Source organism: Streptomyces sp. NPDC020597, assembly GCF_044335095.1.
Lineage (GTDB): Bacteria > Actinomycetota > Actinomycetes > Streptomycetales > Streptomycetaceae > Streptomyces.
This window is the reverse complement of sequence record NZ_JBIRUL010000004.1, coordinates 476,120-492,681: the sequence shown is the minus strand read 5'-3', so window position 1 is coordinate 492,681 and position 16,562 is coordinate 476,120. Positions and strand designations below refer to the sequence as shown.

Genomic DNA, 16,562 nt, shown 5'->3' with positions numbered 1-16,562 from the left:
ATTTTTGGCACGCTGTTGAGTTCTCAAGGAACGGACGCTTCCTTCGTACTCACCCTCTCGGGCTTTCCTCCGGGCAGTTTCCCTTCGGTCTTGCGATTCCGACTCTATCAGACCGTTTCCCGATCCGATTTCCTCGGTGCTTTCCAGGTTCCCCGCTTATCTCGCGGTTTCCCTTTCCGGCGGTTCCGACTCTACCAGACTCTTTCGGCCCTGATTCCCAGTCAGCGGGATTCGTCTTCGCGGCTGTTGGGCCGTTCCGACGTCTCAAACCTTAGCGGATCCGTTCGGCAGTTGCTAATCGAGCTGCCGGCCCCCGATCGAATTCAATTCGGGCACGCCGAATTCAACCCCGAGGGAGATCGTGCTGGTGGTTTGTGTGCCGCTACTGCGGCGGAGGTGCTGCCGGAGAACCGTTACGGCTCCGCGGCAACCCGAAGAACTCTACGGATCCTGGGTGGGGCTGTCAACCACCCCTGTCAAGATCTTTTAGGCCGAACGGGCGCGGTCCGTTCAGTCGAGGTCGCTGAGCCGGCCGCCCGCGTCCGGCTGGGCGTGCTCCACCCGGCGCAGGAGCCTGGTCAGGACGTCGCCGAGGGTGGTGCGCTCCGCTGCGGAGAGGTCCTGGAGGAGGTCTTCCTCGAAGACCGTCGCCATGCGCATGGCCCTCAGCCACTTCTCCCGGCCCTCGGGCGTCAGCTCCACGATCACCCGGACCCGGTTGGACTCGTCCCGCTCACGGGTCACCAGGCCTTCGGTGACCATGCGGTCGATCCGGTGGGTCATCGCGGCCGGCGTCAGGCCGAGCCGCTTCGCAAGGTCGCTCGGCCCCAGGCGATAGGGAGCACCGGAGAGGACGAGGGCCTTGAGGACCTCCCACTCGGCGTTGCTGATGCCGAGGTCGGCGGTCTGGCGGCCGTAGGCGACGTTCATCCGGCGGTTCAGGCGGGAGAGCGCCGAGACGATCTTCTCGACCTGCGGATCGAGGTCCTGGAACTCGCGCTGATAGGCGGCGATCTGCTCTTCGAGGGTCGGCTCGCTGCCGAGGCCTGTGCCGGCCGTGCCGGGGGTGTCGCCCATGGGAACAAGTATCGCACGGGGCGCGTTCGTGTTGAAGTCCTTCGATGTGTACAGTTTAGCTTCGAACTTTAGCTTCTAAGTCTTCGGTACTAAGTACTGACGACTCCTACCTGATTGAGGTGAACGTGACCAGGGCGATGGGCGCAGCGATGCGCCGGATCCACGTGGGCAATGCACTCAGCGCGTTCGGGCTCGGCTTCACCGTCCCCTACCTGTACGTCTATGTGGCGCAGGTGCGGGGGCTGGGGGCCATGACGGCGGGGCTGGTGCTCGCCGTCTTCGCCGTCGCCGCGCTGATCGTGCTGCCGTTCGCCGGTCGGGCGATCGTGCGGCGCGGTCCACTGCCGGTCCTGCTCGCCGCCCTGCTGACCGCCGCGCTCGGTGCGCTGGGCCTCGGGCTGGCCGGCACCTCCTCCGCCGTACTCGCCGCCGCTGCCGCGCTCGGGGCCGGGCAGGCCGTGATGCAGCCCGCTCTGGCGACGATGATCGTGGACTGCTCGACCGCGGAGACGCGTTCGCGGGCGTTCGCGACGCAGTTCTTCCTGCAGAACCTCGGGCTCGGCGTGGGCGGCCTGATCGGCGGGCATCTCGTCGACACGACGCGGGTCTCGTCCTTCACCCTGCTGTTCGGCATCGAGGCGGCGATGTTCCTGCTGCTGGCCGTGGTGATGTCGACGGTGCGGCTGCCTCGGGCCCCTCGCGTGGAGGGCGCTCCGCAGTCCGCGCGGGGCAGCTGGAAGCAGCTGCTCGGCAACCGGGCCATGGTGCAGCTGTGTGTGCTGGGCTTCGTGCTGTTCTTCGCCTGCTACGGACAGTTCGAGTCCGGGCTGAGCGCGTACGGGGTCGAGGCCGCGGGCATCTCGACGTCGGCGCTCGGGACGGCTCTGGCCGCCAACACGGCGATGATCGTGGTGGCGCAGTTCGCGGTGCTGAAGTTCGTGGAGCGGCAGAAGCGGTCGCGGGTGATCGCGGCGGTGGGGCTGCTCTGGGCCGTGGCGTGGGTCGTGGCGGGATACGCCGGGCTCGGTCACGGGAGCCGGGAGATGGCGACGGCCGCGTTCGTGTCGACGTACGCGCTGTTCGGGCTGGGCGAGGCGATGCTGTCGCCGACGCTCGCGCCGCTGGTGGCCGATCTGGCTCCGGCCGGGATGGCCGGGCAGTACAACTCCGCGTTCGCCCTGGTGAAGCAGCTCGCGCTGGCCGTGGGGCCGGCGGTCGGCGGCCCGATGGGGGCTTCGCTGCACGCGCCGTACATCGTGACGTTCCTGCTGTTCTCGCTGGGGATCACCTACCTCGCGCTGCGGTTGGGGCGGCAGCTGACCGCCGTCCAGGACCAGCCGTGGCTGGTGCGCAAGCGGGTGGTGGCCCGGGGTGGGGCCGCCGTGCAGCCCGTGGCCGCGGAGGCCTGAGGCGCTGCGGGCGGATCGCGCGCACCGCACGGGAGAGGGGCCGTCGTTCTCGGGACGACGGCCCCTCCGCCTTCTCTCCGTCCCGTGTGTTCAGCGGACCGCGGTCACCAGGGTCGCCGTGAAGGGGAACGTGGTCGTGGATGCGGGGAGCTGGGCTCGGATGGTCTCGGCGGCCCGGGTGAGGGCCTCGTCGCCCGCGGTGTCGACGAGGGTCTGGCCCCAGGGGATCGAGGAGAGGTGGCCGGCGATGTAGTCGTCCAGTGGGGGCAGGTCGATGGCGAAGGTGAGGTCGCGGCGGGCCGTGGAGCGGAATCCGGCGCGGTCGAGGGCGGCGGTCACGCGGTCCGCGGCGTCGAAGGCGGCCCGGAAGCCCGCGGCGGCTTCGGGGCCGTCGTACTGCTCGAGCGTCCGGTACTGGGCCACGAAGTACGGGGAGTCGTCAAGCCGGGCCCATAGTGTGGCGGCGAAGCGGCCTCCGGGGCGGGTGACCCGGGCTGACTCCGTCAGGGCGGCGTCGAGGTCGGGGAAGAACTGGGCTCCCTGCTGACAGAGGACGGCGTCGAAGGCCGCGTCGGGGTAGGGGAGGTCGTCGGCGGGGGCGGCGGTGAACTCGATGTCCGGGTAGAGGCGCGGGTGGCACGCCTGGGCGATCTTGAGCATGGCCTCGTTGAGGTCCGCGCCGGCGACCCGGCCGGTGGGTCCGGCCTGTGCTGCGGCGGCGCGGGCCGCGAAGCCGGTGCCGCATGCGAGGTCGAGGACGGAGGCGCCGGGGAAGAGGTCCGCGGCGTCCACCAGTGCGGTGACGAAGGGCGCCATGAGGGGCGCGACGTAGTGTTCGTAGCGCTCGGGGGCGCTTCCCTTGAGATGAAAGCCCGTTACGTCTGCCATGCAGAGCTAGTAGCACCGGGGGGCGTGCTCGCCTAGGTGCCGCGCGCGGGGGGATCCATGTTCGGCTTGTTCCCGCGCGCCGTCATCGGCGGCATCCGCGCGTGGTCATTCCGCCGGTCTCGGCAGGACGAACTCGCACCAGACCGCTTTGCCTCCGCCGGGGGTGCGTCTGCTGCCCCAGTGGGAGGCGATGGTGGCGACGATGGCGATGCCCCGGCCGGACTCGTCTCCCGGTTCCGCGCGGCGGCGGCGCGGCAGGTGGTCGTCGCCGTCGGTGACCTCGATGATCAGGCGGCGGTCGGTGCGGCGCAGCCGTAGCCGCATGGGCGGGATGCCGTGCTGGAGCGAGTTGGCGACCAGTTCGCTGGTGGCGAGGACGCCCAGGTCGTGCAGGTCGGCGGGGAAGCGCCAGCTGGTGAGGACGCCGGAGGCGAAGGCACGCGCGCGTGGTGCCGCTTCGACTCCGCCGAGCAGCTCCAGGGCCGCGTTGCGGAACAGTTCTCCGTCCGGGCCGGTGCGGGCGGGGTGCTGGAGGACGAGGACGGCGACGTCGTCGTCGTGGTCGGCGGTGACGCCGGCCGAGCGGACGAGGCGGTCGCAGACGACCTGGGGCGTGCCGGTGGCGCCGGCCAGGGCGCGCTCCAGGGCGGCGATGCCTTCGTCCAGGTCTTCGTTGCGGCGCTCCACCAGTCCGTCGGTGTAGAGGACGGCCGTGGAGCCGGGGCCGAGCGGGATCGAGCCGGAGGCGTGCATCCAGCCGCCGGTGCCGAGGGGCGGGCCGGTGGGCTCGTCGGCGCGCAGCACGGTGCCGGTGTCGTCGCGGACGAGGATGGGCAGGTGGCCCGCCGAGGCGTATACCAGCCGGCCCTCGTTGGGGTCGTGGATGGCGTAGACGCAGGTGGCGATCTGGTTGGCGTCGATCTCCATGGCGAGGCCGTCGAGGAGCTGGAGCACCTCGTGCGGGGGCAGGTCGAGGCGGGCGTACGCCCGGACGGCCGTCCGCAGTTGGCCCATGACGGCGGCCGCGCGGACGCCGCGGCCCATGACGTCGCCGATGACGAGGGCGGTGCGGCCGCCGCCGAGGGTGATGACGTCGTACCAGTCGCCGCCGACCGCGGCCTCGGTGCCGCCGGGCTGGTAGGTGGCGGCGATGCGCAGGTCGTCGGGCTCTTCGAGTTCCTGGGGCAGGAGGGAGCGCTGGAGGGTGACGGCGGTCTCGCGCTGGCGGCGTTCGCTGGTCCTGAGGCGCTCGGCGGCCTCCGCGTGGTCGGTGACGTCGGTGGCGAAGATCAGGACCGCTCCTTCGCCGTTGTCCTCGGCGGCGGGGGTGCAGGTGAAGGTGTAGTGGCGGCCGTCGGGGGCCTTGCGCGACTTCAGGGTGCGGGGCTTGCCGCTGCGCAGGGCCTGGTCCAGCAGGGGCATCAGGCCGAGGTCGCGCAGCTCGGGCAGGGCCTCGGCGGCCGGTTCGCCGCAGGGGCGTGCGCCGAAGGCGGCCGTGTAGGCGTCGTTGACGTAGGCGAGGCGGTGGCTGGGGCCGTGGACGAGGGCCACGAGGGCCGGGACGCGGTCGAGGACCTCACGCACCGGGAGTTCGTCGACCGCGGGCACGGGGGGCGCGTCGGTGAGCTGTTCGGCGCGGGCCGCGGGCACCGAGCCCTCGCTGCGTCGGTCCGTGGTGGTGACCGGGTGCTCGGCCCGCGCGGCGGCGCGGCGCTGTGTTCCGGGGAGCCGGGCGCTCCAGCGCGTGAAGTTCACGAATCCTTGCCTCGTGTAGTCGTCGTCGGCCGGCTCCGGGCCCGGCCTGCTCCGGGGGCGCACGGCGGTGGCCGCACATTGTCGCAGCACCCGGGGTGTGGCGCTGGTGGGGACGGTCTGGTGCGTCGGCGGGAGCGTGCGCCGGCCCGCCGGGGCTCTGGAAGGGGCTGTGGAAGGTACTCGGAGGGGATACGGAAGGCGGAGGGGTACGGAGGGGTGCGGAAGGGGGTCGGGGCGGTTCGGGAGCGGCCCGGGAGGGCTCGGGCGCTCGGCGTCGGGCTATGAGCAGGGAGCAGTCTGGCAGTGCGGCCGCCGTCCGGACCGACATTCGTCAGACGTGGGGGCGGCCGGTGGAGTTCCTGTTCCGGTCAGGACGACCCCTTCGGGTTGCCGGAAGACTCGTCAGAAGGCTTTCCACCGGCAGCGAGTTCGAACTCCGCGCGAGGATGTTCGAGTGATCCGAGCGAGACGATCTCCCGTTTGAAGAGTCCGGAGAGGGTCCATTCGGCGAGGACGCGCATCTTGCGGTTGACGGTGGGAACGCGGCTGAGGTGGTAGGCGCGGTGCATGAACCAGGCCGGGTACCCCTTGAGCTTGCGTCCGTAGACGTGGGCGACGCCCTTGTGGAGCCCCAGTGAGGCGACCGAGCCGACGTATTTGTGCGCGTACGTCTGGAGGGGTTCGCCGCGCAGGGAGCGCACGATGTTGTCGGCGAGGACCTTGGCCTGTCGGACGGCGTGCTGGGCGTTGGGCGCGGTCTCTTTGCCGGGCTCGTCGACGGTGACGTCGGGGACGGCCGCGGTGTCCCCGGCCGCCCACGCGTGCGTGACGCCGTCGACGGTCAGCTCGGGGGTGCACTTCAGCCGGCCGCGTTCGCTGAGCGGGAGGTCGGTGGCGGCGAGGAGCGGGTGGGGTTTGACGCCGGCGGTCCACACGACCGTGCGGGTGGGGAAGCGGGCGCCGTCGCTGAGGACGGCGACGCGGTCGGCGCAGGAGTCCAGTCGGGTGTTCAGGCGTACGTCGATGTTGCGGCGGCGCAGCTCACTGACCGTGTAGCGGCCGAGGTCGGCGCCGACCTCGGGCAGGATGCGGTCGGAGGCCTCGACGAGGATCCACTTCATGTCCTCGGGCTGGACGTTGTGGTAGTAGCGCGTGGTGTAGCGGGCCATGTCCTCCAGCTCGCCGAGCGCCTCCACGCCCGCGTAGCCGCCGCCGACGAAGACGAAGGTGAGGGCGGCGTCACGGATGGCGGGGTCGCGGGTGGAGGAGGCGATGTCCATCTGTTCGATCACGTGGTTGCGCAGCCCGATGGCCTCTTCGACGGTCTTGAAGCCGATGGCGTAGTCGGCGAGCCCGGGGATGGGCAGGGTGCGGGAGACGGAGCCGGGCGCGAGGACGAGTTCGTCGTACGTCAGCTGCTGGGGGCCGGCGCCCTCTTCCTCGGTGGCGAGGGTGGTGAGGGTGGCGGTGCGTTTGGCGTGGTCGACGGCGGTGACCTCGCCGACCACGATCCGGCAGTGGGGCAGGACGCGACGCAGCGGCACGACGACGTGCCGGGGGGAGATGGATCCCGCGGCCGCCTCGGGGAGGAAGGGCTGGTAGGTCATGTACGGGTCGGGGGTGACGACCGTGATCTCGGCCTCGCCGCGGCCCAGTTCCTGTTTCAGCCTCCGCTGGAGCCGCAGGGCCGTGTACATCCCGACGTAGCCGCCGCCGACAACGAGAATGCGCGCACGTTCCTTCACCATCCCATGACGCACCCGGCGCTTGCGTTTGTCCACAGCCTCGACAAATTGTGTGACCGCGAGTCGGGTGGCCGAGGGGTTGGCCGAAACACCCGAGCACGGGGCGTATGCGCAGGTCAGCTGGTATGTACCAAGGCGCGGGAGGGGGCGCAATCGGGACGAATGCCGCTCGTACTCCGATCGGGGGTCGCTCCGTGCGGAACGTGCCCCTTCTGAATTGACTCTCTCTCAACTATGTTCGTGTGACGACGGGGTGTCAGGGGGAAGCGCTCTGCGGGTCTGCGACGGGCGGGCCCGGGGCGGCCGTCCCCTGTGTTCCACGCCCCGGCTTTCGATGGCGGGGAAAGTCTCCGGGGGGAGACGTCATTACCGGGGGATTATTCATGCACATGCAGAGTTCGCATTGGTCGTCGACGGCGTCCACGTCGGCCCTCGCGCCCGGCGGCGCGGTCGGGACGGCACTGGGCGGCGGACGCGGAGAGGGCGCGCGGACAGCGCCGCTGCGCGTGGATGCACAGCGCAACCTGGAACACGTACTGCGCGCGGCACGTGAGGTGTTCGGCGAGCTGGGCTACGGCGCGCCGATGGAGGACGTCGCGCGGCGCGCGCGGGTCGGCGTCGGCACGGTGTACCGGCGCTTCCCCAGCAAGGACGTGCTGGTCCGGCGGATAGCCGAGGAGGAGACCTCCCGGCTGACGGACCAGGCGCGTGCGGCGCTCGGGCAGGAGGACGAACCGTGGTCGGCGCTGTCGCGCTTCCTGCGGACGTCCGTGGCGTCCGGCGCCGGGCGGCTGCTGCCGCCGCGGGTGCTGCGGGTGGGCGTCGCGGAGGACGAGGCGGAGGGCGTGCCGGTCGAGGCGGCGCGGGTGCCGCAGCAGCGGACCCAGCCGGGCTCCGGTGAGCTGCGGCTCGTCCCGGAGGACGGCACGACGGCGCCTGCCGACGACAGCGGGGCGACGGCGCTGCTGGAGGTCGTGGGCCGGCTCGTGGAGCGGGCGCGGGAGGCGGGCGAGCTGCGCGCCGACGTGTCCGTGTCGGACGTGCTGCTGGTCATCGCGACGGCGGCGCCCTCGCTGCCGGATCCGGCGCATCAGGCGGCGGCCTCGGCGCGACTGCTGGACATCCTGCTCGAGGGTCTGCGCTCGCGGCCTTCCTGACTCGTGCGGGTGACGGTGGGCGGGGGTCCCGAGCGGCCCCCGCACCCCGTCCACCACGGCCGGCGGCCCCGGCACAGCGGGCGTGCACCCGAACTCCCGCGCACGGCACGGACGTTGCGTCGCCCTCCGAAAGGAGTGCGGTCCGGTGACGGACTGCGGCAGATCCCCACGGACGGGTGGAAGCACCGTCCGACGGGGTCCTGACCGAAAGCCGATATGGCACTCTGACCCGGTGGTCGGGACGGGTGGGGCAGGCGGCGGGAGTCTTCCGCGATGAGCGTTGACGGTCGGGACGAACAGGTGCCGAGCCAGGGCGGACGCGCGAGCGGCCGGGCGGGCGAGCCCGCGGCGCCCCCGCCCGGCCGCGCTTTCGAGGGCACGGTCCCGGCCCAGCGGGAGTGGCGGGCCGACGGCGGCGTCCTGCCGCCGCCGCGGGATCTGCCGCCCGCCGACACCGACCTGATCGGCCGGATGCGCTCGGGCGACGACACGGCCTACGAGGAGCTCTACCGGCGCCACGCCGACGCGGTGCGCCGCTACGCCCGCACCTGCTGCCGGGACGCGCACACCGCCGACGACCTCACCGCCGAGGTGTTCGCCCGCATGCTCCAGGCGGTGCGCGGCGGCTCCGGGCCCGAGTACGCCGTCCGCGCCTACCTCCTCACCTCCGTACGGCGGGTGGCCGCGCACTGGACGCGGTCGGCGAAGCGGGAACAACTCGTGGACGACTTCGCGGTGTTCGCGGCGCGGTCCGCCCGCGCCGCGGAGATGTCCGACGACGACGCGCTCGACCCGGGCGCCGACGTCCGCGCGATGCACGAGGCCGAGCAGTCCATGGCCATGCAGGCCTTCCGCTCCCTCCCCGAGCGCTGGCAGGCCGTGCTGTGGCACACCGAGGTCGAGGACGAGTCGCCGAGCGAGGTCGCCATGCTCTTCGGCCTCGACGCCAACGGCACCCGGGTCCTCGCCAGCCGTGCCCGGGAGGGCCTCAAGCAGGCCTACCTCCAGGCCCACGTCAGCGCCACGCTCACCAGCGACGAGGAGTGCGCCGCCTACGCCGACCAGCTCGGCACCTACGCCCGTCGGCGGCTGCGCACCCGCGCCGAACGGGGACTGCGCAAGCACCTGGAGGAGTGCTCCCGGTGCCGGCTGGCGGCGCTGCAGATCGAGGAAGTGGCCGGCAGCATCCCCGCCGTGGTGCCGGTCGCGGTCATCGGCTGGTTCGGCGCGGCCGGCTACGCCAAGGCCCTCGCGCTCCTCGGCGGCGCCGGGGCGGGGGCGGCGGGCGCCGCCGGCGCGGCCGCCGCGGGCGGCTCCTCGGGCGGAGCGGGCGCCGGGAGCACCGGTGGCGGTGCGTTGGCCTCGGAGGGGCTGGGCGCGCCCGTGAAGGCCGGTGTCGCGGCCGGCGTGGTCGCGGTGGCGGCCGCCGCGGTGGCCCTCGCCCTCGTCGGCCATGACGCCCCCGCCCGGCAGCCCGAGGCACGCCCTCCCGCCTCCGCACCCGCGCCGGTCGCGCAGCCCGAGCAGCCGACGCCCGTGCCGACGCGCGTGCGGCGGCCCGGGCCTCGACCGCCGGTGATCGTGCCCGCGGCCGTCCCGACGCCGACGTCCGCCTCCGAGGCCCCGGCCTCCCGGGCCCCCTCACCCACGCCCAGCCCCGTTCCCCCGACCGCCCCGACGCCCACCCCGCCGCCTGCTCCGACGCCCACTCGGGCGCCCACGCCCGCTCCTCCGCCCGCCCCGGCCGTCTATCCGCTGGGCGAGCTGCCGTACGACGTCGTCGGCGACGGGACCGGGCCCGAGATCAGGCTCCGCGGGAGCAGTTGGGTGTGGCAGCGGTCCGCACTGTCCGTCGCGGACCGGCGGTACGCGGGCGGGGCGACCGTGCACGGCGGCTCCTCCGTCACCGTCGACCTCCACCGCGCGTGCACCGCGTACGACGCGCTGGCCGGCCTCGACGACCTGACGCTCGGACTCGGCGGGGTCGCCTTCTCCGTCTACGGCGACGGGACCCGGCTCTGGTCCTCCGGCCTGGTCAGGGGCGGAGACCCGGCCGTCCCCGTCCATGTGGACCTCACCGGCCGGACGACCGTGCGACTGGTCGTCGAACCGCGTGACGCCCTGGGCTCGGTGGCCCTCGCGGACTGGGCGGAGTCCCGCTTCACCTGCTCGTAGGCCCCGGGGCCCGGGTGCTGTCACCGGCATCCTCCGGGTCGTCGGGCAGGGTGCCGGGCACGTCGGCGGACGGCTCGTCCGGCTGGGCGGCGGGTGGGACCGGGTGGTCGTGGACGGCCGCGGTGATCTCGCGCAGGGCGTCGTCGGACGTCATGTGAGACGCACGGGCGCGCTCGGCCGCACGGCGCTCGGCGCCCAGGGCCTCACGGATCGCGGCCTCGGCGCGCTCGACGCGGGCGTCCTGCGGCATGGGCCGGGGGTGAGGGGCGCGCAGACGGTCGGCGACCGCGAGGAGCCGCGCCGCGCGCGGGAAGTCGCCGAGCCGGGCCAGCAGGACCGCCGCATCGTCCACGATCGACGCCGTGACCGTCTCGGCGCACTGGTCGGCCATCGCCTGCCGCAGCGTGTCGGCGAGCATCGGCAGGGCGTGCCGAGGCCCGGACTCGACGGCCGCGAGCTCCGCGACGAGCATGTTCAGCGCCGCCGCGAACTGGGGCGGCGGCGTGCCCGCGCCTGCCGCCGCCCGCCCCTCGGCCAAGAGCACGCGCGCGTGGGCCGCGTCGTCCTCCACGTACAGCGCGATGTGGGCGCGCAGCAGCAGGACGAACGCACGGACGTCCGGCACGCCGTAGCGGTCGGCCGCGCTGTTCGCCTCGTCCAGGGTGGCCAGGGCGCCGTCCGCGTCCCCCGACCGGTAGGCGATCTCCGCGAGCCGCGCGATGAGGAACGGGGTCTCGGCGTACGCCCCCACCTCGTAGGCGAGCCGCAGCGCCTCGCGGTACTCCTGCTCCGCCTCCGGAAAACGGCTGCGCGCCATCTCCGCCTCGGCGGCCGCGCCGCACACCTGGGCCCGCATCCAGCGGTCGCCGACGCGCAGGCTCAGCACGCGCAGCTCCGCCAGGTCGTCGTCGACGCCGTGCAGCCCGCCGGGGGAGTCGACGACCATGTGCGTGCGGAACATCAGGGCGCAGCCGAGCTCCCAGTCGCCGCCGTGCCGACGGCAGTTGTCGACCGCCCGGTCGAGGATTCCGCGGACGTCCACCGTGTCCCGCATCTGGAAGGCCGTGACGGGCCAGATGAGGCCGGGCATCCGCGCCGCCTGCGGGCCGCCCGGCTCGTAGCGGGCGCGCAGACGGGCCAGGTACTCCGGGTAGCGCGGGTCCTTCGAGGTGTCGGTCGGCTCGGATTCGGACAGCAGGAACAGGTGCAGCATCCGCAGGTTCGTCCGCTGCGCGGGCCGCGGCTGGGCGCCGGTGCCCGCGCCGCTCCCGCTCCCGGTCTCGGGCTCGGGCTCGGCCTCGGTCCCGGGCTCGGCGTGGGGTCCAGTCCCGGGCTCGGGCTCGGGCTCGGGCTCGGGCTCGGGCTCGGCGAGGAAGATGCCGACGGGGTCGACGGCGGCCATCCGGGCCGCAAGGTCGGCGGGGAGCACCGGGGCGACGGCCGGGGCCTCCTGAGCGGCCGGGGCCTCCGCCCGGGGCGGCGGCCGGAGGGAGTCCAGGACGGCGCCGAGGCGCAGGGTGCGGTCGGTCCACTGCGCGCCCTCGTGGCGGTAGTTGCGCAGCCACCAGAACCAGCCCGCGGCCAGGCAGACCGCGGCGGCCTCCTCCTCGTCGCCCGCCGTGAGCGAACGCTCGAGACCCACGCGGATGTTGTCGAGCTCGGTCTCCAGACGGGCGATCCAGAAGAGCTGTTCGGCGGAACGGAGCAACGGGTCGGCACGCTCGACCAGCGCCCGCACCCACGCGCGGTGTCGGCGCTCCGTCGCGGCGCGGGAGCGCGGCTGCTCGGCCGCGCGTTCCAGGGCGTACTCGTGGATCGTCTCCAGCATCCGGTAGCGCATGCCGTCGCCGGCCTCCACGGCGTGCGGGGCGGCCACGACCAGGGACTTGTCGACGAGCGCTCCGACGAGCTCCGCGACCGGGCCGGTGCACACGGCCTCGGCGGCCTCCAGGTCCCAGCCGCCCGCGAACACGGACAGTTCGCGCAGCAGGGCGCGCTCGGGTTCGTCGAGCAGGTCCCAGGACCAGTCGACGACCGCCCTCAGGGTCTGCTGGCGGGGCAGGACCGTGCGGCTGCCGGAGGTCAGCAGCCGGAAGCGGTCGTCGAGGCGGTCGGCGATCTGTCGCGGGGTGAGCAGCCGCAGGCGGGCGGCGGCCAGTTCGATGGCGAGCGGCAGGCCGTCCAGCCGTCGGCAGATCTCCGCGATCGCCTCCTCGTTCCGCAGGGCGGTCGCCGCGTCCGGACGCACGGCGGCCGCGCGCTCGGTGAAGAGGCGGTGCGCGTGGTCGGGGAGCAGGGGCTCGACCGGGCGGACCGACTCGCCGGGCACTCCCAGGGGTTCGCGGCTGGTGGCGAGGATCGTGAGGCCGGGGCAGCGGGTGAGGAGGGTCTCGGCGAGGTCGGCGGCCGCGCCGATGACGTGCTCGCAGTTGTCGAGGATCAGGAGCTGGCTGCGCGGGGCGCAGTACTCGACGAGCAGGGCGACGGGGTCGTCCTGCGCGGGCGCAAGCTCGGTGGTCATCAGCACGGTCTCGCGCAGGCCGAGGGCGCTGACCACCGCGCCGGGCACCGCCTCCGGCCGGTCGAGCGGCGCCAGCTCGGCCAGCCACGCCTGCGGAAGCCCGGCGGCGGCCTCTTCGGCGAGACGGGTCTTTCCAGAGCCGCCCGGTCCGGTGAGCGTCACGAGACGGGCCCTGTGCACGTCGGAACGGATGGCGGCGATCTCGGGTTCCCGGCCCACGAAGGAGGTGAGTCGCGGACGGAGGTTGCCGGTGCGTTCGGGAAGTCCGGGCGGGAGCGGGGAAGGGGGCGCATGCGACCGGCCTCGCCCGGCGCCGGGTGCGGGGGCACCCTCGGGACGCCCGGGAAGGTGTGACCGAGCGGGCCGGGGGGACGACGCCGGTCCTGGACGGGAGGCCGGCTCCGGGCGGAGAGCGCGCTCCAAAGAGACGGCGTGCGCCGAAGGTGCGGCGTACTGGGCGGACGCGGCGTGCTCCGGGACGGGAACAGGCTGCAGCCCATGGCTCGGCTCCGGACCTCGATCCCGCTCCGGATGGCGACCGGGCTCCGGATGGCGACCGGGCTCCGCTCCGCCGCTCGGCTTCGGGCCGTGGGCGCGCTCCGGGCCGTCGAGGTTCAGGAGTTCGGCGTGCAGGCCGCGCAGTCGGGGCCCGGGGTCGGCGCCCAGACCGTCGGCGAGAGTGCGGCGGGCGGTCTCGTAGGCGGCGAGGGCGTCGGCGGCGCGGCCGGAGTCGCGCAGGGCCCGGATGAGGAGCGCGTGCAGCGGTTCGTCGTAGGGGTGCGCGGCGGTCAGTTCCGTCAGGCGGGGCACGGCCTCGGGGGCGCGGCCGAGGAGCAGGTCCGCTTCGAGGCGGGCGCGGGACGCCTCCAGGTGGAGTGCTTCCGGACGGGCGGCGGGCGTGCGGTCGGGCAGGTCGGCGAGCGCGCGCCCGCGCCACAGGGCGAGGGCGTCGTCGAGCGAGCGGGCGGCGAAGGAGGCGTCGCCCTGCCGCAGGGCTTCGACGCCCCGCTGGACCAGTCGCTCGAAGACGAAGAGGTCGACGTCGTCCTCGGTCGCGGCGAGCCGGTATCCGCCCGGAGCGGAGGCCACGGCGTCCCTGCCGACGGCGCGGCGCAGTCGGCCGATCAGGGCCTGGAGGGCGGCGGGCGCGTCCTGGGGCGGCGCCTCGGGCCAGACCTCGTCGATGAGGGTCTCCGGGGCGGTGAGCCGGCCGGGGCGGAGGGCCAGGGCGGTGAGGAGGGCGCGGAGGCGGGCCCCGGGCACGGGTACGGCGACGCCCTGGTCGTCCTCGGTCTGGGTGACGCCCAGGATTCTGTACCGCACCGGGTCATTGTCGTCCGGGGCGAGGCGTGCGGCACGCGATTTCACGACGCGAGGACGACGACCGGCCCGCACCTCACGGCTTCGGGCCCGGCGAAGGGGACGCCGACGGCGATCGGGTGCCGACGGCGAGCGTCGTCCCCGGCAGAATCGTTTTGCCGGCAGAACGCGCCCGTCGCCCCCGGAGTAGACCGCGCATCCTTCGGGGAGACCGCCCGTCGCCCCCGTGCTCGCCGACCGTCACCCTCCGGAGGAGACCGCCCGTCTCTGGGGTGCGATGCCCGCGGGGACCGCACGCGCGCGTGCCGGTGTGCCGGTCCAGCAGGTGCCCCGGCGGGAGAGCAGGCGGCGGAGCCATATCTCCAGGGAGATCAGGTCGGCGAGGCCGTCCAGGGGAAGGGGCTCACCCGCCGCCGCCGCGCGCAGGGCCCTGCGGACGACCCGCGCCTCGATCAGCCCCGCTTCCGCGAGGAGCGGGGCCTCGAAGAGGCTGAGGAGAGGGTCGATGGCCATGCGCAGGCCCGCCCGGGCGGCGGCGGAGGCGGAGGCCTGCGAGGGCGCGCCCCAGCCGGGCGGCAGGTCGGTGACGCCCGCGCCCTTCAGGACGGAGCGCAGGATCGCAGCCCGCGCCCCCGGCTGCACGCGCAGGGTCTCGGGGAGCGCCCGGCAGGCCCGTACGACCTGGTTGTCGAGGAACGGCGCGTGCAGTCGCTGGGAGCGGATCTCCGCGGCCTGTTCCAGGACCCGCAGGTCCATGGCGTGCCGGGTGAGGGCGGCACGCGCGCGGTAGTCGCCCGGACGCTGGCCCGGTCCCACGCCGGTGCGGTGCGCGGCACTCTGCAGGCGAACCGATACTTCAGCGAGCGCCTCGCCGGTCAGCCAGCGCGCGGCGGGACCTGCTCCGCCCCACGTCAGCGCGGCCAGGGACGCTCCCAGGGCGCCTCCGGAGCCGTCGGATCCGAACCTGCGGTGCAGCAGCCGTTCGGCGAGCGCCTCGACGCCCGCGCGGTACGGCGTACGGGCCAGCCGGCGGGCCGCGCCGTACACGCGCGCGGGGACGAGCACGGACCCGTCGGCCTTGGTGAGCGCTGCCACGGGCCGCACGAGGTGCCGACGTTTGCGGTCCATCAGCAGGTCCGCCAGGCGGGCCGGGTGGGCGTCCAGGACCTGGCGGGCGCCGTAGCCCGTGAAGTGGTCCGCGCTGCCGGCCGCGAGCCGTGCGCGGTGCCGGGCGACCGTGACCAGGCTCGGACCGGGCTCGTCGGTCAGCGGGCCGTCCATGTCGGCGTACGGCAGGGTCTCCTCGGCGCCCGCCGCCACGACGTGGTGCAGGCGGGGGCCGGCCGCGAGGGCGCCGGCCCGCTGCAGTTCGTCCTCGCCTCCGCCGACGGCCAGGTCGTTGAAGGTGACGGCCAGCAGTCGCTCGCCCGCGCCCGTGCCGTGACCGAGCAGCGTGCCCGGCATGCCGGGCAGACCTGCCGCGAGGAGCGCCAGCGTGGCGGAGGCCGGTCCGCCGGAGAGGTCGGCGCCGATGCCGGGCATCGGCATTCCGCGCGCGGCACGCCGTTCGGCGGGGCCCATGCCGGGCACCGGGCCGGGGTCGATGTCGGGAACGTGCCGGGGCGCGGACAGACGCGCGCGTACCGCTTCGACGAGCGCGTCGCGCACGGCGTCGACCGCGCTGTCGGGGTCGGCGGGCGGCGCCGCCACGGCGAGCGAGGCCACCGGCTCGTACCCGGCGATCTCGCGGGACCCGGCGCGCAGGATCAGCGCGTGCCCCGGCGGCACGCGGCGCACGCCGTCGTACGGAGTGGAGTCGTGCAGGGCCGCCGGCACGTCGGGAGCGGCGAGCAGGGCCGCGAGGTGGCCGAAGTCGAGGTTGGCCTCGACGAGGTCGGCCAGCGGCAGCGCGGCGGTGGCGTACGCGGTGCCGCCTTCCCAGGGGGTGTGGAACACCGGGCGCGCGCCCGCCAGATCTCCGCAGACGGTGAGCCGCCGGCCGACCCGCACGACCGCCGTGTAGCTGCCCGGCCAGGCCGTCAGATGCCGAAGTGCCCCTCCGCGCGCGGCGGACAGCCCGACGCGCAACTGCTCGTCGGTCGCACCGCACGTGCCGAGCACGGCGATCCGGTTCTGCGCGTCGACCGACACCACCCGCACCTCGTCGGGGCGCCAGTCGCCGACCGCCCACAGCGGATCGGGGTCGCCCCACAGGAGATGGGAGCCGACCGGTTGCAACGTCTCGCCCTCGTAGCCGACTTGACCCCCGTAGGCCGCCGAGTTGGCGTCGTGCCGGCCGTCGTAGCCGACCGGCCCGCCCGACGCGCCCGCGGCGGTGCTGCTCCATCCCACCAACCACCGCATCGACGCCTCCACAGGCTGTGGACAACCGAGTGCACCGTAAGAACGGTTCACATGCTGCCACGAAGAACGCGCCACGGACGGGGGCGACGCCGCTCGCGATCCGCGGAATGCGCCAGTGTGAAGACGTCGGCGCCGACGGGTGCCGTGGTGT

9 protein-coding genes are annotated in these 16,562 nt (G+C 74.1%); 3 read left to right on the top strand and 6 right to left on the bottom strand.

Annotation, left to right across the window (positions count from 1 at the left end; all coding sequences use genetic code 11):
* Nucleotides 1–510: 510 nt before the first annotated feature.
* Complete coding sequence (locus tag ACH4ZA_RS10855) at nt 511–1,077, bottom strand: MarR family winged helix-turn-helix transcriptional regulator (RefSeq protein WP_398428881.1); 567 nt, start codon at nt 1,075–1,077, stop codon at nt 511–513.
* A 119-nt stretch (nt 1,078–1,196) separates the two neighbouring features.
* Here ACH4ZA_RS10855 and ACH4ZA_RS10850 point away from each other — a divergent pair, with 119 nt between their 5' ends.
* Nucleotides 1,197–2,486 carry an MFS transporter gene (locus tag ACH4ZA_RS10850; protein WP_398428880.1) on the top strand — a complete coding sequence of 430 codons (1,290 nt, stop codon included), beginning with the start codon at nt 1,197–1,199 and terminating at the stop codon, nt 2,484–2,486.
* A 90-nt stretch (nt 2,487–2,576) separates the two neighbouring features.
* On the opposite strand, the gene ACH4ZA_RS10845 is transcribed toward ACH4ZA_RS10850, so the two are convergent.
* From ACH4ZA_RS10845 to ACH4ZA_RS10835, 3 genes are all read right to left on the bottom strand, one after another.
* Nucleotides 2,577–3,374 carry a methyltransferase domain-containing protein gene (locus ACH4ZA_RS10845; protein WP_319282375.1) on the bottom strand — a complete coding sequence of 266 codons (798 nt, stop codon included), beginning with the start codon at nt 3,372–3,374 and terminating at the stop codon, nt 2,577–2,579.
* Nucleotides 3,375–3,479: 105 nt separating this feature from the next.
* The gene (locus ACH4ZA_RS10840) at nt 3,480–5,129 is read right to left on the bottom strand and encodes a SpoIIE family protein phosphatase (RefSeq protein WP_398428878.1); all 1,650 of its coding nucleotides are present in this window, start codon (nt 5,127–5,129) and stop codon (nt 3,480–3,482) included.
* Nucleotides 5,130–5,497: 368 nt separating this feature from the next.
* A complete protein-coding gene (locus ACH4ZA_RS10835; RefSeq protein ID WP_319282369.1) occupies nt 5,498–6,877 on the bottom strand; it encodes an NAD(P)/FAD-dependent oxidoreductase in 1,380 nt (459 codons plus the stop codon).
* A 380-nt stretch (nt 6,878–7,257) separates the two neighbouring features.
* Between ACH4ZA_RS10835 and ACH4ZA_RS10830 the strand changes: the two genes are divergently transcribed.
* Together ACH4ZA_RS10830 and ACH4ZA_RS10825 are read left to right on the top strand one after the other, a co-directional pair.
* Nucleotides 7,258–8,031, top strand: coding sequence for a helix-turn-helix domain-containing protein (locus ACH4ZA_RS10830; protein WP_319282366.1), 774 nt, complete (start codon nt 7,258–7,260; stop codon nt 8,029–8,031).
* A 273-nt stretch (nt 8,032–8,304) separates the two neighbouring features.
* Nucleotides 8,305–10,206 carry a sigma-70 family RNA polymerase sigma factor gene (locus tag ACH4ZA_RS10825; protein ID WP_398428877.1) on the top strand — a complete coding sequence of 634 codons (1,902 nt, stop codon included), beginning with the start codon at nt 8,305–8,307 and terminating at the stop codon, nt 10,204–10,206.
* Here ACH4ZA_RS10825 and ACH4ZA_RS10820 read toward each other — a convergent pair.
* Both ACH4ZA_RS10820 and ACH4ZA_RS10815 read right to left on the bottom strand, forming a co-directional pair.
* Entirely contained in the window at nt 10,193–14,050 is a 3,858-nt protein-coding gene (locus ACH4ZA_RS10820) for an AfsR/SARP family transcriptional regulator (RefSeq protein ID WP_398428875.1), read from the bottom strand. The two genes, ACH4ZA_RS10825 and ACH4ZA_RS10820, sit on opposite strands and share 14 nt — an antisense overlap.
* A 237-nt stretch (nt 14,051–14,287) precedes the next feature.
* Nucleotides 14,288–16,411, bottom strand: coding sequence for an asparagine synthase-related protein (locus ACH4ZA_RS10815; RefSeq protein ID WP_398428874.1), 2,124 nt, complete (start codon nt 16,409–16,411; stop codon nt 14,288–14,290).
* Nucleotides 16,412–16,562: the final 151 nt, after the last annotated feature.